17 protein-coding genes are annotated in these 13857 nt (G+C 55.1%); 12 read left to right on the top strand and 5 right to left on the bottom strand.

Translation table 11 applies throughout. The features are described 5' to 3' along the window. Positions 1–57: 57 nt before the first annotated feature. The 9 genes from KNP84_RS00085 (at position 58) to KNP84_RS00045 (ending at position 8370) form a co-directional block, all read left to right on the top strand. The gene (locus tag KNP84_RS00085; protein WP_029595305.1) at positions 58–1494 is read left to right on the top strand and encodes an NADP-dependent glyceraldehyde-3-phosphate dehydrogenase; all 1437 of its coding nucleotides are present in this window, start codon (positions 58–60) and stop codon (positions 1492–1494) included. Positions 1495–1595: 101 nt separating this feature from the next. Further along, on the top strand, positions 1596–2573 hold the full coding sequence (locus tag KNP84_RS00080; RefSeq protein WP_131471236.1) for an MBL fold metallo-hydrolase: 978 nt from the start codon (positions 1596–1598) through the stop codon (positions 2571–2573). Next, the gene (locus KNP84_RS00075; RefSeq protein ID WP_021067650.1) at positions 2570–3316 is read left to right on the top strand and encodes an SDR family NAD(P)-dependent oxidoreductase; all 747 of its coding nucleotides are present in this window, start codon (positions 2570–2572) and stop codon (positions 3314–3316) included. The genes KNP84_RS00080 and KNP84_RS00075 overlap by 4 nt, the downstream gene beginning before the upstream one ends. A 35-nt stretch (positions 3317–3351) precedes the next feature. Next, entirely contained in the window at positions 3352–4521 is a 1170-nt protein-coding gene (locus KNP84_RS00070) for an ABC transporter substrate-binding protein (RefSeq protein WP_215114021.1), read from the top strand. Next, positions 4508–5281: an ABC transporter permease subunit gene (locus tag KNP84_RS00065; protein ID WP_021067648.1), complete on the top strand. Its 774-nt coding sequence runs from the start codon at positions 4508–4510 to the stop codon at positions 5279–5281. The genes KNP84_RS00070 and KNP84_RS00065 overlap by 14 nt, the downstream gene beginning before the upstream one ends. After that, positions 5278–5979, top strand: coding sequence for an ABC transporter permease (locus KNP84_RS00060; RefSeq protein ID WP_215114020.1), 702 nt, complete (start codon positions 5278–5280; stop codon positions 5977–5979). The genes KNP84_RS00065 and KNP84_RS00060 overlap by 4 nt, the downstream gene beginning before the upstream one ends. Then, positions 5976–6863: an ABC transporter ATP-binding protein gene (locus tag KNP84_RS00055; RefSeq protein ID WP_215114019.1), complete on the top strand. Its 888-nt coding sequence runs from the start codon at positions 5976–5978 to the stop codon at positions 6861–6863. The genes KNP84_RS00060 and KNP84_RS00055 overlap by 4 nt, the downstream gene beginning before the upstream one ends. Continuing rightward, entirely contained in the window at positions 6863–7444 is a 582-nt protein-coding gene (locus tag KNP84_RS00050) for a CDP-alcohol phosphatidyltransferase family protein (RefSeq protein ID WP_021067645.1), read from the top strand. The genes KNP84_RS00055 and KNP84_RS00050 overlap by 1 nt, the downstream gene beginning before the upstream one ends. Then, positions 7441–8370, top strand: coding sequence for an NAD(P)/FAD-dependent oxidoreductase (locus KNP84_RS00045; RefSeq protein ID WP_214835139.1), 930 nt, complete (start codon positions 7441–7443; stop codon positions 8368–8370). Before KNP84_RS00050 ends, KNP84_RS00045 begins: the two co-directional genes overlap by 4 nt. Positions 8371–8409: 39 nt before the next feature. Here the strand turns inward: KNP84_RS00045 and KNP84_RS00040 are convergent, their stop codons facing one another. Further along, positions 8410–8724 (bottom strand): thioredoxin family protein, encoded by a 315-nt coding sequence (locus tag KNP84_RS00040; RefSeq protein ID WP_029595313.1) that lies wholly within the window; start codon positions 8722–8724, stop codon positions 8410–8412. Positions 8725–8852: 128 nt separating this feature from the next. Between KNP84_RS00040 and KNP84_RS00035 the strand changes: the two genes are divergently transcribed. Then, entirely contained in the window at positions 8853–9392 is a 540-nt protein-coding gene (locus KNP84_RS00035; protein WP_021067642.1) for a PadR family transcriptional regulator, read from the top strand. A gap of 3 nt (positions 9393–9395) precedes the next feature. On the opposite strand, the gene KNP84_RS00030 is transcribed toward KNP84_RS00035, so the two are convergent. Then, positions 9396–10226 (bottom strand): aldo/keto reductase, encoded by an 831-nt coding sequence (locus KNP84_RS00030; protein ID WP_215114018.1) that lies wholly within the window; start codon positions 10224–10226, stop codon positions 9396–9398. Positions 10227–10302: 76 nt separating this feature from the next. On the opposite strand from KNP84_RS00030, the gene KNP84_RS00025 reads away from it, so the two are divergent. Together KNP84_RS00025 and fur are read left to right on the top strand one after the other, a co-directional pair. Next, positions 10303–10833, top strand: coding sequence for an NUDIX domain-containing protein (locus KNP84_RS00025; RefSeq protein ID WP_215114017.1), 531 nt, complete (start codon positions 10303–10305; stop codon positions 10831–10833). Positions 10834–10945: 112 nt separating this feature from the next. After that, positions 10946–11425, top strand: coding sequence for a ferric iron uptake transcriptional regulator (fur, locus tag KNP84_RS00020; RefSeq protein WP_016509373.1), 480 nt, complete (start codon positions 10946–10948; stop codon positions 11423–11425). Positions 11426–11471: 46 nt separating this feature from the next. On the opposite strand, the gene KNP84_RS00015 is transcribed toward fur, so the two are convergent. Genes KNP84_RS00015 through KNP84_RS00005 form a run of 3 tightly spaced genes read right to left on the bottom strand, consistent with a single transcriptional unit; the run spans position 11472 to position 13759 of the window. Beyond that, positions 11472–12308: a Cof-type HAD-IIB family hydrolase gene (locus KNP84_RS00015; protein WP_215114016.1), complete on the bottom strand. Its 837-nt coding sequence runs from the start codon at positions 12306–12308 to the stop codon at positions 11472–11474. Positions 12309–12320: 12 nt separating this feature from the next. Then, positions 12321–12701 (bottom strand): VOC family protein, encoded by a 381-nt coding sequence (locus KNP84_RS00010; protein ID WP_021067638.1) that lies wholly within the window; start codon positions 12699–12701, stop codon positions 12321–12323. Continuing rightward, positions 12698–13759, bottom strand: a complete 1062-nt coding sequence (locus KNP84_RS00005) for an MFS transporter (protein WP_285800451.1) — start codon at positions 13757–13759, stop codon at positions 12698–12700. The genes KNP84_RS00010 and KNP84_RS00005 overlap by 4 nt, the downstream gene beginning before the upstream one ends. Positions 13760–13857: the final 98 nt, after the last annotated feature.

Below are 13857 nucleotides of genomic sequence, written 5' to 3'. Positions count from 1 at the left end.
TTGCATACAATGGGGGTGGCAACGAGATATCAAAGCTTACTCAGGAGGCAGATAGAGATTATGAGTATGAACACGTATCCATATTTAATTAATGGACAATGGCAGGAATCGACAACGAACGAAACAATCGAACTCGTTTCACCTTATACAGATGAAGTCGTCGGGCACGTCCAGGCGATGTCTCGCGACGAAGTCGACGAGGCGATTCACGGCGCAAAAAGCGCACAACAGGAATGGGCGGCGCTTCCGGTCAACAAGCGTGCCGAACTGTTGTACGCTTGGGCGGACAAACTCGAAGAACGCGTTGATGAGATCGGTCAAATCATCATGCGCGAAGTCGGGAAGAACTTGAGCGACGCGAAGAAAGAAGTCGTCCGGACGGCGGAAATCATCCGCTATACGGCCGAAGAAGGTCTTCGCTTCACGGGCGGGTTCATGCAAGGGGACTCATTCCCTGGCGGTTCGAAGAACAAGATGGCAATCATCAAGAAAGAAGCTCTCGGTGTCGTCCTCGCGATTTCACCATTCAACTACCCGGTCAACTTGGCAGCAGCCAAAATCGCACCGGCGCTCATCACAGGTAACGCGGTCGTCTTCAAACCGGCGACACAAGGTGCCATCAGTGGTGTGAAGATGATCGAGGCACTCCAAGACGCAGGTCTTCCGAGCGGTCTATTGAACCTCGTCACAGGGCGTGGGTCGGTCATCGGTGACTACTTGACGTCACACCCTGGCATCGACATGATCACGTTCACGGGCGGTACCGGGACAGGTCAACACTTGTCGCAACAAGCATCGATGGTACCTGTCGTGCTTGAACTTGGCGGGAAAGATCCGGCGCTCGTCCTCGAAGACGCAGACCTCACGCTCGCGGCTGATCAAATCGTCAGCGGGGCGTTCTCGTATTCAGGACAACGCTGTACGGCGATCAAGCGCGTATTCGTGCTCGAGCACCAAGCAGACGAACTCGTCGGCATGTTGAAAGAGCGCGTCGAGAAGCTCACGGTCGGGTCACCGGTCGATAACAGCTTCATCGTCCCACTCATTGACAAGAAGTCGGCGGATTACGTCCAAGGCTTGATTGACGATGCCGTCAACAAGCAAGCGACAGTCGTCCACGGAAACGAGCGCGACGGCAACCTCTTGCACCCGACGCTCCTCGACCACGTCACACGTGAAATGCGTGTCGCTTGGGAAGAGCCGTTCGGACCAGTCTTGCCGATCATCCGCGTCAACTCGCTCGACGAGATGATTGAACTCACGAACGAGTCTGAGTTCGGTCTTCAAGCGAGTGTGTTCACGCAAAACGTGAACAGCGCCTTCACGGTCGCCGACAAGCTCGACGTCGGTACGGTCCAAGTGAACGGCCGCACGGAACGTGGCCCAGACCACTTCCCGTTCATCGGCGTGAAACAGTCAGGCCTCGGTGTTCAAGGGATTGGACGCAGCCTCGAGACGATGACACGAGATAAAGTCACAGTCATCAACCTATAAGACATCGGAGAGGAGAAATCCTCTCCTTTTTTTGTGTGATTGAAATCCATTCTTATCGACAGGTATAATGGGTGAAGATAGGTGGAAGGGGTTGTGGGGACGTGGCGAACTGGATTTCAAGCCAACTGGCAAGACTCGATATACCGACGCCGTTCGAGGTCGGCAACGTAAACGTTTATGTCGTCGAACACATGAACCGTTTCTTTATGGTCGATTGCGGACCGGATACGGAAGAGGCGTGGACCTCATTGACGACACAACTGGCCGAGCTCGAGTTGACGCTCGCGGATATTGATTTTTTATTTTTGACGCACCATCATGCCGACCATGCGGGTCAGGCGTGGCGTCTGCGTGACGCCTCGATTCCCGTCTACGGACATGAGAAGCTCGTTCGCTATTTAGAACAGACACCGAACTTCATCAAACGGGGCAACCAGTTTTTGCACGATCTGGCGCACTGGTTCGGGACCCCGGAGACGATTGTGAACAAATTGCCCGATTATCGGGAGGCGCTGCGCTGGATCGGTCCGACGACTGTGACGATGACATTCGAGGATGGACAGGACGTGACGAGCGACGGGGCGTGGAAGACGATCCATCTGCCTGGGCATGCGAGTGACCAGCTCGGACTGCTCGGTCCGGGTGGCGTGTTAATCGCGGGCGACCATTTAATCGATGCGGTCGAACCGAACCCGCTCATCGAGCAGCCGTACGAAGAGGAAGGGTTCGCTTCGCCGGTCGTCCTGTATCTCGATTCACTGCGGAAATTGCAGTCGGTCGACTTGAAGCTCGTCGTGAGCGGGCATGGGGAACCGATTCACAAACCGCGTCCATTGATTGAGGCCCGCATCGCTCAGCGCTATGAGCGAAGTGAACTGCTCCTGAACGACTGGGTGGACGGCTTGAGCGTGTTCGATTGGTCGATGCGCCTGTATGGACGCAAGATGCGGCGGGCGATGCCGCTCGTCTTCAGTGAGGTGTTCGCCCGGTTGACGTTGCTCGAGGAACGTGGGCGCGTCGTCAAACAGTTGACGGATGGAAAATGGATTTATGTGAGAGTGGAGGACATCGTAGAATGAGACATATTGTCATCACGGGTGCGTCGAGCGGCTTTGGGGCCGCGCTGGCGCATTCTTTTTATGAGTCGGGTGCCCGATTGACGTTGATTGCACGGAACGAGGAGCGGTTGCGCGAACTCGGACAGAAGTTATCGGCCGATTGGATGGTGGCCGACGTCTGTACCGACTATGACACGCTCGTGGCCCAAGTCGAACGTACATATGGAGCAATCGACGTCTGGGTGAACAATGCCGGAATCGGCGAGTTCGACCGGGTCGTCGATCAAACGACCGACGTCATCGAGGAGACGATGTGCTTGAACGCGACCGCACCGATGTTGCTCGCGCGTGATTGTGCGCGAACGATGCGCCGTGGCAGTACGATCATCAACGTCTGCTCGCAAGCGGCAAAAGTCCCGACCCCAAAATCGGCCGTCTATGCCGGATCGAAAGCGGCGCTGCTCCAGTTCTCGAACGCGCTCCGGTTGGAACTGAAGCCGGCTGGGATTCATGTATTGACCGTCAACCCGGGACCGATTGCGACGCCGTTTTTTCTCCGGGCCGACAAGAGTGGACGTTACGAAGCGAGTGTGAAATCGATTATGCTCGATCCCGATCGTCTCGCGAAACGCGTCGTCGCGGCATGTGAGGCGTCGAAACGTGAAGTGAACGCCCCGTGGTGGATGGAACTTGGCGCGAAACTGTACGCAATGTGCCCGGTCATGTTCGAACGGCTCGCAAAACGGGGATTTGACAAAAAGTAAATGCGTCAACATAGAGAAAAAAAGGGGGAGACACGATGCGCCGATTGAAACAGTTTGGCTTGATGCTGTCACTCATCTTCCTCGCTGCCTGCGGGACGACGCGCGCCGAAATCGCACCGACGTTCGAACAGGCGGCCGAAGAAGCGAAACAGTCGACGGTCAATTTTTATATGTGGGGAGGCGATGATGGCATCAATCGCTATATCGATGAGTATGTCGCGCCCCGCCTGAAAGAGACGTATAACGTGGAGTTGAACCGCGTCCCGATGGACACGGCCGAATTCGTGCGTCAATTGTCGCTCGACAAGCGGGCGAATCGAGAAGAAGGAACGATCGACCTCATGTGGATCAATGGAGACAATTTCCGTAACGCTGCCGAGGCGGATTTGTTGCAGGGTGACCTGCTCGGCAAAATCCCGAACGCCAAGTTATTGAACGAGGAAGCGCAAGCGACCGATGCGGGAACTCCGACGAACGGGCTCGAAGTCGCTTGGGGGAACGTGCAGTTCGTCATGCACTATGATGCGGACAAAGTCAAAAATCCGCCGACGACGTTCGACGAATTACATCGTTGGACCGAAGAAAATCCTGGCCGTTTCACGTATCCTGAAGTGACAGACTTCACAGGAAACGCGTTCGTCCGCCATCTGCTCTACGCCGAGTATGGGACTGCGGCCGGTGACGGTGAGATTCCAGACGAGTTCTGGGAGAAGCTTGCGACGCGGTCGCCGACCCTATGGAAACAAGGGACGACGTATCCGAAATCGCTGGCCCAGCTCGACCAGTTGTACGCCGCGGGTGACGTCTGGATGACGATGGGCTTCAATGAACGACGCGCCGAGGCCGAGCGTGAAAATGGCGTGTTTCCTAGTGGTACACGGGCACTCGTGCTCGAACATTCGATTGCCTCGACGCATTTTCTCGCCGTTCCATTTAACGCCAAAAATCCGAACGGTGCGCTCGTGGTCATCAATGAGTTGTTGTCGCCCGAAGCCCAGCTCGCCAAACAAGACTCGACGTACTGGGGAGACGGGACGTCGCTCGATTTGACCAAACTCGATACGGCAGACCGTGACGCATTCTTAAAGCTCGATGAAGGTGTCACTTATCCTGACCCGGAACGTCTCGCCGAACGCTCGATCCCTGACTATGGGCCAGCCGTGATCGATGCGATTCGTGAGGAGTGGGACCGTGTCGCGAAGTAGTCTATGGCTTAGTCTGTTCGTTCTGGCATTACCGTTCACCGGTGTTGCTTTTCTGATTTACGAGACCATAGGGTTCGACTGGTCTGAATTGAACGACGCGGCGTGGCGTGCCAGTCTCGCCGTGACGCTGTATGTGACAGTCGTTTCGACGGTCCTCTCACTTGTCATCGGGACGTGGCTCGCCCGTTCGGTGTATCGACATCGGTCGACGTGGCTCGCGTCACTTCTCAGGTGGCCGATGTTCATACCGCACGTCGCAGCCGCGTATTTATTTTATCTGTTGTTCTCAGGCGTCTTCCCATTCTATGGATTGATTGAGGCGAATGAACGCCACCATCTCGTCGTCATCTTCACGTATGTTTGGAAAGAAGTGCCGTTCGTGTTTTTGATGGTGATTGGGACGTATGCCCAATTGAATCGGGGTTATTTGGATATGGCGAAAACACTTCAACTCACGCCGTTTAAACAATTTAAAGTGGCGGAATGGCCATTCCTCGTTAAACCGCTCCTCGATTCGTTTTGGGTGCTCGTCGCTTTTATCTCGTTTGCCTATGAAGTGCCGGCCTTGTTAGGGGTCACCTTCCCTGAACTGCTCGGGGTACTCGCCTACGAACGATTAACGACCGGGTTGTTTTTAAATGCGTACGAGTCGTATGCGGTCGCCCTCATCTGGACGCTATTCATCTTTATTGGTGTCATTAGCTCCTATGCGGTGACGGCGAAACGACGACGACGTATCGAACGGGGGGTGAGACGATGAGTCGGATTCTCACCGCTGGCTTGATCCTGTTCCCATTCATCGGGCTGTTTTTGGCGTTCCCGGCCGCGTTCAGTTGGGATGAGGCGTTCGGAAACACGGTCATCTATGTCATCATCCTCGGCTTCATCAACGTATGGCTCGGTATCGGTACGGCTTGGTGGCTTATGTTCACCGAGTCGAGATGGAAAACTTCAGTCGAATGGTTCACGTTCCTTCCACTGTTCATCCCGGTCATGGCCAGTATGTTCGGCATGTATATCGCTTTGGCGCAACTCGGCCTTGTCGGCACGCACATTGGAGTTGGCCTCGTCCTGCTCGTCACGACGTTGCCGTATTCCATCCGGCTGGCATATAACGCCATGTATGTGATTGGCCGAACGCTTCTTGAACAGACGTTGATGCTCGCCCCGTGGACCCGGTTCGGTCTCGTGCTATTCCCGCTCTTGAAAGAGACGATTCGAACGATCGTCTTGTTCTCGACGGTTATCGTCTTGAGTCAATTCGTGCTCGTTCAATTGATCGGATCGGGGCTCGTCCCGACGGTCACAACGCGGCTTTATCAGTCCTATGCAGGCAATGACGTCTCGCTGGCGTTACAGAATACATGGGTGCTCATCCTCGTGCCGGTCCTCCTCTATCTTGGGCTCGGCGGACTGTTCGGCATCTGGATTAGATTGGTGAAAGGACGGTTGCAATGAGCTTAGTATTATCAGGCGTTCATAAACGCTTTAAAGACCGTGACGTGTTACGCGGCATTGATTTAGAAATTCCGAACGGCGAGATTCATGCTCTCGTCGGCGTGAGCGGGTCCGGGAAGTCGACGTTGCTCCGCATCATCGCAGGATTAGAGACACACGACTCCGGGACAGTGACGTGGGAGGAGACGCCGCTTGACGGAGTGCCACCTCACTTGCGCCGGATCACGATGTTGTCGCAATCCCCGCTCTTGTTCCCACATTTGACGGTCGGGGAGAACGTGACACTCGCCACACCGAACCGATCGCGCCAAGAAGCAGAGACATGGCTCGCCCGCGTCCGGCTGCCTGGTCGCTATGACGCTGAGATTCACGAGCTTTCCGGCGGAGAACAACAACGCGTGAGCTTTTCCCGGGCACTCGCGGCTTCACCGCGGCTCATTCTGCTCGATGAGCCATTCACGAACCTCGATCCCGAGCTCAAATACGAGTTGCAACGTTTGATTCGCGACCTCGTTCGTGAACTTGGATTGACGGCGCTCCTCGTGACGCATGACCGGGAAGAAGCGATGCTCGTCGCTGACCGGGTGACCCTGCTCGAAGCGGGGCTCGTCCGCGCGAGCGGCACCCCACAAGCGTTATCCGAGACGGAATCAACGTTCGGCGACTTTATCGAACTGGGTGGCAGTCTGTATCCCTCGCTTCATATCGAGGTGACGGACTTCCCGACGGACGAGGCGGTCGTGCTGATCCGGTCGTTCACGCGATTCGGGCATCGTCTCGGTGAATATCGCCGCGGCCAGGGGGACTACGTCATCTTGCCACGGGATGAATCGTTCCGAGACGGTGAGACGTATTATTTACGTAAGAGACAAGGAGGAATATGATGTTAGACACATACGGTAGCCGGTTCGTTCGTCCCGTCATCGAACGTGGGGCCGATCGGCTCTTGAAATGGAAGTTCACCCCGAATGAGGTGACCGTCCTCGGGGGCATCATCGGCGTTTCGGTCGGTCTCTTCATTTACAACGACATGCTGTGGACGGCCGTCTTGCTATTATGGGTGTCCGGTCTGTTCGACGTCCTCGATGGGACGATGGCGCGTCGCTCGCAAAAAACTAGCTTCGGGACGGTACTCGATCTCGTGTTCGACCGCATCGTCGAGATTGCCGTCGTCATCGCGCTCGCCTTACGCCATCCGGAGCATATGCCGGTCTTTCTGCTGTTGCTCGGGTCGTTCGTCGTGGCGATGACATTGTTCCTCGCCGTTGGGGCGAGCAGCTCCCGTCGGTCGGAGAAGTCGTTTTATTACCAACCTGGTATTTTAGAACGGACGGAATGCTTCATCTTGTTCACGCTCATGATTTTATTCCCGACATGGATTGGCGTCATCGCGACGATTTTCCTCGTCCTTGAAGTGTCGACCATTTTACAGCGGTTGTTAGAAGCGCGGCGGATTTTACGATGAAGCCGCGTCTCGTCCTCGTCGGACTCGGTCACGGGCAACTTGAGATTCTCGCTCGGCTCGACGCGCTCCATGAACGGTATGACGTCCAGTATATCGGGGGACGCGAAACGATATACACGGGCGCGTTCCCGCAAGTGATCGCCGGGGAGATGGAATCGGCGACGACACGGTTGCGCCCTGATGTCACGCCGGTCGCCAATCGCCTCATCGGGCTCGATCCGGATGCCCGAATCGTCGAGACCGAACACGGGCAAGTCGGATATGATCTCCTCGTGCTCGCGACCGGTGCGAAAAGTCGTGGACTCGGGACGGGCCTCAAACCGATGACGTCATATGTGTTGGACGACATTGTCAACAGTGAGGCGGTCACCGTCGTCGGCGGTGGCAAGGCCGGGGTCGAGCTCGCCTTCGCATGCATCCGACAAAAGCGACGCGTGACATTGTATGCGCGTCGCCTGTTGCCTGAACTCCCACGGCGCGTCGCTCAGCGTATGGCACGTCGTCTCGTCCGGAGCGGCGTGACGATCATCCTGGCCCCGTTCCAGCCCGGACAAGGGGACGGACTCGTCTTGGATGCGACCGGTGTCGTCGCCGACGACTGGTGGTCAGCGGCCGGACTGGCGGAAGAAGCGGCGTTCATCGAGACCGAAGACGATTTACGGCACCCGGTCTATCGCGATATCTTTGTTACGGGCGATATGGCAGCCCGATTGAACGGCGGCGTCGATGCCGTCCGCTCGGGCCGACACGTCGCACGTCTGCTGCTGGGCACAAAGCGGCCGTTCAAATCACGGACATCGCTCAACATCTTGCTGACGACTCCGGGACAAGCACTCTTGACGTACGGGAAGTTGACGTGGCACGGGCGGTTACCGTTTTGGTTGAAACGGACAATCGACCGACGCTACGTCGAACGATTTACTTGAAAGAACGAAAAAAGACGACCATGACGGTCGTCTTTTTGTTTAGTCGTTCAACGTATCGAGGAACGAGCGGATTTGCATCTCTGTCTTGGCGTTCGCCGAGTGGAGATGCTCTTGTTTGACGCCTTCTTTATAGAAGAGAAGCGAGGGAATGCCCCGTACTTCTTGCGCGTCCGACAGTTCCGGCAATTCGTCGCGGTCGACGACGTACCAGTTGAACTGTGGGTAGTCTTTGACGAGCTCGTCGACGTACATGTCGAGTCGACGGCAGTCAGGGCACCATGACGTCGTGAAGACGACCATGCCTTTATCTTGAATGGCTTCTTGGAATTGCTGATCGGATTGAATCGGTTTCATAAAAAATCTCTCCCTTCACGTATATTGTCTGTGTAATCGCAATGGGCGTCAACCGATTGGCATTCTCGGTCGCGCTGCAATATGTGATACACTAATAAAAATAGAACCGCAAGGGATAGGTGATGGTTATGGCGTTACGTCATGCACTACTCGGGTTATTGACCCATCAACCCGCTACCGGCTATGCCTTGAACGCGACGTTCAAAGCGCAAATGATTCATTTTTGGCACGCCCATCATACACAGATTTACCGTGAACTGTTAAAAATGGAAGACGAAGCACTCGTCTCCTCTGAGCATGTGGCCCAACATGATTTACCGGACAAAAAGATTTACTCGATCACCGACACGGGACGTCAAGAGTTGATCGACTGGTTGCGGCAACCGACCTCGTACCAACCGAAAATGAAAGACGAGAACTTGCTCCGGGTCAGCCTGTTGCAGTTGCTCCCGCTCGACGAGGCGATTCGCTACGTCGAAGAGACGAAAGCGCATCACGAGCAAGTCGCCCATCAAATCCGGGCGTTTCAAGCGGCCCATCAGTCCGAGGCCGATACGCTCGGCTATTTACTGACGAGCGAGTATGCGATTCGGATGATGGAAAACTACGCCGGTTGGGCCGATTGGGCCATCGAACAAATGAAACAACGTGACACCGATGCGACCTGACGTTCAGGTCGCATGTTTTGTGTAGGGGTGAATAGGCAGCCGTGCCAACAGCTCATCAAGTTTGTCCGAATCGACGTCGGCTTGATTGGCGGCAATCAATTCGTTCAATTGATCGACCGAAGAGGCACCCGGCAGGACGACGGCACACGTTCGTTTCGCGGCGGCAAGGGCGTAAGCTTGAATCGGCGTCGGGATCGTCGGCAACACGTCGCGTAACTCTGATGCAGTCCATGTTTCGAAGCCTTTGTCCGTCAAGCGCTCGGACCACTCGGCGGTCAATAGTCCTTTGGCGAGCGGTCCGCGCCCGACAATCGGGATGTCGAGGTCGAGTGATTCGACGCGACGATCGAGCAACGAATAGGGTGTCATCAAGACGTCGAGTTCACCGTGCTCGAGCCAATAGCGAATGACGTTCGGACGAATCGAGGACAGTCCGATTTGTCGGACGACCCCGGCTTGTTTTTGCCGGCGCATGAAGGCGATCGTCTCATCGAGGTCGTCCTCGATCGTGCCGCCATGGACGTAATATAAATCCAAATAGTCAGTCTGGAGACGTTCGAGCGAATCGGCGAGCGCCTGCTCCAAATACGCGGCGCTCGGATCCCAGCGCATCCCATCCTCCGTTCGCACGTTCCCGCCCTTGCTCGTCAAGAACAGTTCGTCCCGGCGTCCGGCAAACGTCGAACCGACTAGACGTTCCACCTCGAAGTGATCGTAGACGTCGGCCGTATCGAAATGCCGAATCCCAGCGTCGTAGGCGGCCTCTAGAATCCGACGACCTACTGCTTCCCCGTGTTTTAAAATCGACATGGTTCCTAATCCTAACTCTGCCATTGATAATTCCTCCTTGTTCCGTCTGACGATATGAATCATAATCACAGTATATAGGAAAAGTGAGGGGTACATACAAATGGAAGAGAAAACGATTGAACGGGAAGTCATTTACGAAGGAAAGATCTTTAACGTTGAGAAACACGTCGTCTCGCTCCCGAACGGAGGGACCTCGGTCCGTGAACTCGTCTACCATAACGGGGCCGTCGCCGTCCTCGTCGTCGATGAAGACGATCGCATCGTCCTCGTCGAGCAGTACCGGAAAGCGTTTGAATCGATGTCACTCGAGATTCCGGCCGGTAAATTAGAAGTCGGTGAGGAACCGCTCGCGAGCGCGAATCGCGAACTCGAAGAAGAGACCGGTTATACGGCCGAGACGCTCGAAAAAATCTTCTCATTTTACGGGGCACCCGGTTTTTGTAGTGAACGGGTCGATGTCTATGTCGCCCACGGCTTGACGGCCGGTACGATGAACCTTGATGAGGACGAGTTTTTACAAGTCCAACGCTTCACGTTCGACGAGGCGGTCAACTTGCTGGCGAGTGGACGCATCACTGACGCGAAGACGATTATGGCGATTCAGTGGTGGCAATTATCTAAATTGAAATGATTCTAAACTAGAGTGAGTTATGTTACACTTACATAGGAATCATTTTAATTTGAAAAACCGGACGAACTTCGGTATGCTTTGAATAGTGAATTATGCTAAGAGGGGGCGCCTTATGGAAACGCGAATTGAACGGATCAAACAGCAATTGAGCGCCAAAGGATATAAATTGACACCGCAACGAGAATCAACTGTCCGGATTCTACTTGAGAATGAGACGGACCATTTGAGCGCAGAGAACGTGTTCATGCTCGTCAAAAGCATCGCACCGGAAATCGGGCTCGCCACCGTCTATCGGACGCTGGAGCTATTGACGGAGCTCGGTGTCGTCGACAAAGTCAACTTCGGTGACGGCGTCGCCCGTTTCGACCTCAGACCAGAAGGCGCGAACCATTCGCACCATCATCTCGTCTGTGTCGAGTGCGGTTCGGTCGAGGAGATCATGGAAGACTTGCTCGTCGACGTCGAGAAGAAAGTCGAAAGCAAATACGAATTTTTAATCAAAGATCATCGCTTGACGTTTCACGGCATCTGTAAAGTTTGCCAAGCCAAAGGCGTCACGCTCGAGGGTCATAAAGCAGTCATCAACGGATAAAGCAAGACAGGCAGCCCCTCAAAGGCTGCCTGTCTTTTGTATGTCGTCACGTCGTCAAGTAACGGGACAAGACGGTGGCGATCCCGTCTTCATTGTTCGATGTCGTCACTTCCGTGGCGATGGTCAAGATGTCCTCGACGGCGTTGCCCATGGCGACGCCGATGCCGGCATACTCGATGATCGACCGGTCGTTATGCCCGTCACCGAACGCGATGACATGCTCGCGGTCAATCCCAATCTCCCGGAACACATGATTAAGTGCCCGGGCCTTGTCGATTCCGAGATCCGTGAACTCATAGTACATGGCGGCCGTGAACATGCCCGTTACGCGGTCCGTGAACGGTGCGGCGAGCGACGCGGCATGGGCCTGTAGATAGTCAGGTTGTCCCGCGACGAGAATCTTATAGACGGGGAAATGGATGGCGTCGGCGAGACGGGGTGCTTCCCGCAATTGGAATCGTCCACCGCGCGACTCATATTCGATGATATTGAACGGCTTACCATTTAACTCGAGCATGCCGTTGAAGACGTCATTGACATACATATACGTCTCGTCATTGATCATCGGAATGACGTCGAAGCCGGTCAAATGATCCAAAATGGCACGAGCGTCGTTCGGATGAATCGCCTGTTCGAACAATGTTTCATTCGTCGCAGCATCCGTGACGCACGCCCCGTTCGAGGAGACGATGAGTCCCCCGTATTCATGCAGTCTGAGCTCTTCGGCGAACGGTTCGATGCCCCGTTTCGGCCGGCCGGAGGCGAGTACGACTTTTTTGCCTTCCGCCTGGAGGTCGAGCAATATCTGTTTCGTGCGCGGTGAAATCATCTTCTGGTCGGTCAATAACGTTCCGTCAAGGTCGAGTAAAATCGCCTGAATCATCGTCTCATCTCCTTAAATCGTCAATTCAAGTTTATTTTGTTCGGGGTCGAGCAGGACACTTTCATAATAACCGTCTCCCGTCGTCCGCGGTCCGTCGATGAGCGGATACCCGTCGACTTCGAGTCGTCGTGTCAACGCATCGACCGCCTCTTTGCTACCGAGCGCGAACGCGATATGCGCGTAGCCGATCGTTTCGCGTGGTGTGCCTTGGACGTCCGGGCGTCGCATCAACTCGAGCCGGCATGTCGAATCAGGGAACGTCAGAAAATAGGATTCGAACTGTTTTTGTTCGTTCGTATACTTGTCGTTCGCAGTTGCCCCGAGGTACGTCTCGTAGAAGCGGCGCATCGGTTCGAGGTCGTTCACCCATATGGCGATGTGTTCGATTTTCATGTGAGTTCCTCCTTTGATGGTTGGTGCATGATCGAGTTCAAGCGTTCCGTGTTCAAGAGCATCCCGAGCATGATCAAGACGGTCACGAGCGGGAATAGGCCGAGCGACGTCTGAGACACGATGAGTCCGAATAGCGGTGGCAGGAACGTGCTGCCCGTGTAGGCGAACGCCATCTGGAAGCCCATCAACCGTTTTGCCCGTTCCTTCCCGAACCGCTGCGGCGTCTCATGAAGCATGCTCGGGTAAATCGGGGCCAAGCCTAGCCCGATACAAATCAATCCGATCAACATCGCTCCGGTCGCCGGAATGAGAAACACGAGGCTACCGATTAAAGCGAAGGTTTGCCCGAGCCGAATCATTTGTCGATTCGTGCAGCGGAACGAGAGGAACCCGCTCAGGAAGCGACCGAGCGTGATGCTGCCGTAATAGATTGACACCCACGTCGCGGCCGTCGCGACAGAGAACTGTTTCATCTGGACGAGGTAACTGCTGGCCCACAGGCCGATGAGCGCCTCAATCCCACAATAGAGCAGGAACGTGGCCAGCGCATACGAGAGGCCTTTCGGCATCTTTCGTTCGAGCGCGGTCACGGCCGTCTCTTGTCGTTCGAGCGTGGAGGGCTCCGTTTTAATTTCGCGCTTCCAAAGCGGGAACGACAGGAGCAGGAGGAAGGCGAGCGCGAACTGAATCAACGCGACGATCAAATAGCCGTCACGCCAACCGCTCTCCGTCAAGACACCGGCCATGACGAGCGGTCCGCCCGTCGCTCCGACGCCCCAGAAACAATGGAGCCAGTTCATATGGTGCGCCTGATAGTTTTCTGCGACGTAATGGTTGAGCGCGGCATCGACCGCCCCGGCACCAAGTCCGAGTGGAATCGATAGGACGAACAGCCAAATCAAGGACGGGGCCGCGTAAAAGCCGAGCAGGCACATTGCCGTCACGAGTCCGGAGCCGAACGTGACTTGCTTCGTATCGAAACGTTCGAGCAACCTACCGCTGAGTAGGCTCGATAAAATCGTGCCTGCAGCAATGGTCATAAAAATCCATCCGGCCATCGAGATCGGGTGGGCTAACCTAAATTTTTGAGACAATATAAAAACACCTTCGCAGTGGTACACTTTAAAAAAGTGCTAGCATCGGAGGTGTTTTTGCG

It is taken from the genome of Exiguobacterium sp. s70 (assembly GCF_018618315.1).
Taxonomy (GTDB): Bacteria; Bacillota; Bacilli; order Exiguobacteriales; family Exiguobacteriaceae; genus Exiguobacterium; species Exiguobacterium chiriqhucha.
The sequence above is the reverse complement of the archived record's forward strand: the minus strand, read 5'-3'. Positions and strand labels throughout refer to the sequence as shown.

What these genes read in the sequence shown, in the direction of transcription:
- KNP84_RS00040 (WP_029595313.1), bottom strand. Translation starts at nt 8,724, where the DNA reads ATGAAACCGATTCAATCCGATCAGCAATTCCAAGAAGCCATTCAAGAT.
- KNP84_RS00025 (WP_215114017.1), top strand. Translation starts at nt 10,303, where the DNA reads ATGGAAGAGAAAACGATTGAACGGGAAGTCATTTACGAAGGAAAGATC.
- KNP84_RS00035 (WP_021067642.1), top strand. Translation starts at nt 8,853, where the DNA reads ATGGCGTTACGTCATGCACTACTCGGGTTATTGACCCATCAACCCGCT.
- KNP84_RS00075 (WP_021067650.1), top strand. Translation starts at nt 2,570, where the DNA reads ATGAGACATATTGTCATCACGGGTGCGTCGAGCGGCTTTGGGGCCGCG.
- KNP84_RS00015 (WP_215114016.1), bottom strand. Translation starts at nt 12,308, where the DNA reads ATGATTCAGGCGATTTTACTCGACCTTGACGGAACGTTATTGACCGAC.
- KNP84_RS00050 (WP_021067645.1), top strand. Translation starts at nt 6,863, where the DNA reads ATGTTAGACACATACGGTAGCCGGTTCGTTCGTCCCGTCATCGAACGT.
- KNP84_RS00070 (WP_215114021.1), top strand. Translation starts at nt 3,352, where the DNA reads ATGCGCCGATTGAAACAGTTTGGCTTGATGCTGTCACTCATCTTCCTC.
- KNP84_RS00010 (WP_021067638.1), bottom strand. Translation starts at nt 12,701, where the DNA reads ATGAAAATCGAACACATCGCCATATGGGTGAACGACCTCGAACCGATG.
- KNP84_RS00030 (WP_215114018.1), bottom strand. Translation starts at nt 10,226, where the DNA reads ATGGCAGAGTTAGGATTAGGAACCATGTCGATTTTAAAACACGGGGAA.
- KNP84_RS00005 (WP_285800451.1), bottom strand. Translation starts at nt 13,759, where the DNA reads ATGGCCGGATGGATTTTTATGACCATTGCTGCAGGCACGATTTTATCG.
- KNP84_RS00060 (WP_215114020.1), top strand. Translation starts at nt 5,278, where the DNA reads ATGAGTCGGATTCTCACCGCTGGCTTGATCCTGTTCCCATTCATCGGG.
- KNP84_RS00045 (WP_214835139.1), top strand. Translation starts at nt 7,441, where the DNA reads ATGAAGCCGCGTCTCGTCCTCGTCGGACTCGGTCACGGGCAACTTGAG.
- fur (WP_016509373.1), top strand. Translation starts at nt 10,946, where the DNA reads ATGGAAACGCGAATTGAACGGATCAAACAGCAATTGAGCGCCAAAGGA.
- KNP84_RS00055 (WP_215114019.1), top strand. Translation starts at nt 5,976, where the DNA reads ATGAGCTTAGTATTATCAGGCGTTCATAAACGCTTTAAAGACCGTGAC.